This is a genomic window from Streptomyces sp. 13-12-16 (assembly GCF_002114215.1).
Classification (GTDB): domain Bacteria; phylum Actinomycetota; class Actinomycetes; order Streptomycetales; family Streptomycetaceae; genus Streptomyces.
The window spans coordinates 1-3,395 of record NZ_NCTE01000211.1; the positions used below are offsets into that span (position 1 = coordinate 1).

Below are 3,395 nucleotides of genomic sequence, written 5' to 3' on the forward strand. Positions count from 1 at the left end.
GGCGCGGGTGGAGGTGCGTCCGGCGTCGGCGGGGGCGGACGCGTCCCCGCTGTCGGCCGAGGGCCGCACGGTGACCGTGTCGGGCGCGCACTTCCGCTACCGGGCGGACGCGGCGGTGTCGGGACCGGTGCGGACGCGGACGTGGGTGGTGCGGGAGGGGGCCTGGGGGCTGACGGTGCCGGTACGTTAGCGGCCGCGCCAGGGGCGTACCGGACCGGTCATGCCCGCCCGAACCGCTCCTCCCGGTGCACCCGCCAGCGCTCCATCATCGTCTCGATCTCCTTCTCCACGAACTCGAAGAAGGCCAGCGTCTCCGCCAGCCGCCGCCCCGCCGGGGTGTCCGCGCCCAGGCTGGTGACGCCCTCGCGGAGGGCGTCCTCCCAGCGCTTGAGGACGGCCTCGCGGTTGGTGAGGGCCTCGTACCACTGGTCGCCGTGGACCCGGTACCGCTCACGGCGCGAGCCGGGCTCGCGTTCGCGCGACACCATGTGCACCTGGGACAGGTAGCGCACCGCGCCGGACACCGCGGCCGGTGAGACCTTGAGCTGTTCGCCCAGCTCGGCGGAGGTCATGACCCCGGCGTCGGAGGCGAGCAGGGCGCCGAAGACGCGGGCGGGCATGCGCGACATGCCGGCCTCCACCATCTGCGCCGCGAAGTGCTCCACGAACCGCGAGACCGCCTCCGGGTCCCGGGCCGTCCCGCTCGGTTCCGCCATGCTCCGATCATCTCCCCTGCTCAGGCGCCGTGGATGCCGTGGATCAAGTCTAGCCGTTGATTTATACGCTTCCTTAACTTCACAAATTTCTGAAAGAAGCGTACGTTCCGAAACATGACGAAGGCCATCACCGTGTCCGGACTGCACAAGTCGTTCGGCCGGACCCACGCACTGGACGGTCTCGACCTGAGCGTCGGGACCGGCGAGGTCCACGGCTTCCTCGGCCCCAACGGCGCCGGCAAGTCGACCACCATCCGCGTCCTGCTCGGCCTGCTGCGCGCCGACTCGGGCGCCGCCCAGGTGCTCGGGCACGATCCGTGGGCGGACGCGGTCGAGCTGCATCACCGTCTCGCCTACGTCCCCGGCGACGTCGAGCTGTGGCCCGGCCTCACCGGCGGTGAGGCCATCGACCTGCTCGCGCGGTTGCGCGGCGGCATCGACAAGCGGCGCCGCGCCGACCTCGTCGAGCGCTTCGACCTGGACCCGACCAAGAAGGGCCGGGCCTACTCCAAGGGCAACCGGCAGAAGGTCGCCATCGTCGCCGCGCTCGCCTCCGACGCCGAACTGCTGCTCCTCGACGAACCGACCGCGGGCCTGGACCCGCTCATGGAGGTCGTCTTCCAGGACGTCATCGTCGAGGCCAAGGCCGCGGGAAAGACCGTGCTGCTCTCCAGTCACATCCTGGCCCAGGTGGAGAAGCTCGCCGACCGGGTGAGCATCATCCGGCTCGGGCGGATCGTGCAGTCCGGCACGCTCGCCGAGATGCGGCATCTGACGCGTACGACGATCGAGGCCGAGACCGAGCGTCCGGCCACCGGCCTGGACGCGCTGCCCGGCATCCACGACCTGCGCACCGCCGACGGCCGCGTCCACTTCGCGGTCGACGGCGCCCGGGTCGACGGCGCGGTCCGCAAGCTCACCGAGTTCGGCATCCGCAGCCTGGTCAGCCACCCGCCGACCCTGGAGGAGCTCATGCTCCGCCACTACGGCGACGAGCTGACCGCCAACGGCCACCCCGGCAACGGCGACGGAGCCGTGAAATGACCGCCACCACCGCCGAGGCCCCCGCGCCCACCGCCCCCGCCACCGTCGGCAACACCCTGGCCGGGACCCGCACCCTGATGCGCTTCGCCCTGCGCAGGGACCGGATCCGGCTCCCCGTGTGGATCCTGGCGCTGTTCCTCGGCACGCTCTCGACGGCGAACAGCTACAAGACCCTGTACGCCGACCCCGAGGACCGCGCCAACGTCGTCAGCACCATGGACAGTCCGGCCGGTCTCGCCATGTCGGGCCCACGCCACTACCTCGACGACTACAACTTCGGCTCCATGCTGGGCCACCAGATGATCGGCTTCATGGCCGTCCTCGTCGGGCTGATGAGCGTACTGATCATCACTCGGCACACCCGCGCCGAGGAGGAGACGGGCCGCGCCGAACTGGTGCGCTCGACGGTCGTGGGCCGCCACGCCCACCTCGCCGCCGCCCTGTCGGTCGCGGTCCTCGCCAACCTGGTCCTGGCCCTGCTCCTGGCCTTCGGACTGTCCGGCATGGGTCTGGAGGGCGTCGACACCGCCGGGTCGCTGCTGTACGGCCTCACCCACGCGGCCGTCGGCATCGTCTTCGCCGCCGTCGCCGCGATCACCGCGCAGGTCACCGCACACACGCGCGGCGCGAGCGGGATGGCCCTCGCGGTCATCGGCGTGGCGTTCGTGCTGCGCGCCGCCGGCGACAGCGGCTCCAGCGGCGCCCTGTCCTGGCTGTCCCCGATCGGCTGGGTGCAGCGCACCTACGTCTTCGTCGACAACCGCTGGTGGCCGCTGCTGCTGTGCGCCGCGCTCGCGGTGGCCTGCGCCGCGACGGGCTTCGTCCTCTCCACCCGGCGGGACGTGGGCGCGGGTCTGCGCCCGGAGAAGCTGGGCCGCCCGGTCGCCTCCGAGGCGCTGGGCACGCCGATCGGCTTCGCGCTGCGGCTGCACCGCGGCATGCTGGCCGGCTTCGGCGCGGGCCTGTTCGTGATGGGCGCGATGTACGGCTCCATCCTCGGGGACGCCGAGGACATGCTGAAGGACATCGACCAGTTCCAGGAGGCCCTGGACCGCATCGGCGGCGCCAGTGTCGCCGAGTCGTTCGCTTCGATGGTCATGGTGGTCATCACGGTGGTGGCGGCGGTGTACGGGGTGATGGCCGCGCTGCGGCCACGCTCGGAGGAGACCGCGGGCCGCGCGGAGCCCCTGCTGTCCACCGGCCTCTCGCGCACCCGCTGGGTCGGCAGCCACCTGGCCGTGGCGATGAGCGGCGGCACGCTCGTCCTGCTCCTCGCCGGGCTCGGCTTCGGTGTCTCGGGGGCGGCCTCGGCCGGCGACGGCGCACTGTTCCCGAAGCTGGTCGGCGCGGCTCTGGCCTACGCCCCCGCCCTGTGGGTGACCGTCGGTGTCGCCGTGGTCCTCTTCGGCTGGTTCCCGCGCGCGAGCGCGGCGGCCTGGATCGTGCCGGTGTACGCCTTCGTCATCGGCTACCTCGGCCAGCTCCTCCAGTTCCCGGACTGGATGAACAACCTCTCCCCCTTCGGCCACGTCCCGCGGCTGCCCGCGGCGGACATGGACTGGACGCCGCTGTTCCTGCTGACCCTCGTCGCTGCCGGCCTGGTGTGGCTGGGACTGGCGGGCTTCCGTCGGCGGG

The 3,395-nt window shown here is 72.3% G+C and carries 3 protein-coding genes and 1 pseudogene; 3 read left to right on the top strand and 1 reads right to left on the bottom strand.

Annotation, left to right across the window (positions count from 1 at the left end; all coding sequences use genetic code 11):
- A pseudogene (locus B7767_RS09680) lies at positions 1-190 on the top strand (diacylglycerol kinase); the annotation flags it as partial.
- 28 nt (positions 191-218) lie between these two features.
- Here B7767_RS09680 and B7767_RS09685 read toward each other — a convergent pair.
- Positions 219-716 carry a GbsR/MarR family transcriptional regulator gene (locus B7767_RS09685; protein ID WP_085571829.1) on the bottom strand — a complete coding sequence of 166 codons (498 nt, stop codon included), beginning with the start codon at positions 714-716 and terminating at the stop codon, positions 219-221.
- Between the two features lie 114 nt (positions 717-830).
- Between B7767_RS09685 and B7767_RS09690 the strand changes: the two genes are divergently transcribed.
- On the top strand, positions 831-1,760 hold the full coding sequence (locus tag B7767_RS09690; protein ID WP_085571830.1) for an ABC transporter ATP-binding protein: 930 nt from the start codon (positions 831-833) through the stop codon (positions 1,758-1,760).
- The coding region (locus B7767_RS09695) for an ABC transporter permease (RefSeq protein WP_085571831.1) at positions 1,757-3,395 on the top strand (1,639 nt) is incomplete at its 3' end. The genes B7767_RS09690 and B7767_RS09695, both read left to right, overlap by 4 nt.

What these genes read in the sequence shown, in the direction of transcription:
- B7767_RS09690 (WP_085571830.1), top strand. Translation starts at nt 831, where the DNA reads ATGACGAAGGCCATCACCGTGTCCGGACTGCACAAGTCGTTCGGCCGG.
- B7767_RS09685 (WP_085571829.1), bottom strand. Translation starts at nt 716, where the DNA reads ATGGCGGAACCGAGCGGGACGGCCCGGGACCCGGAGGCGGTCTCGCGG.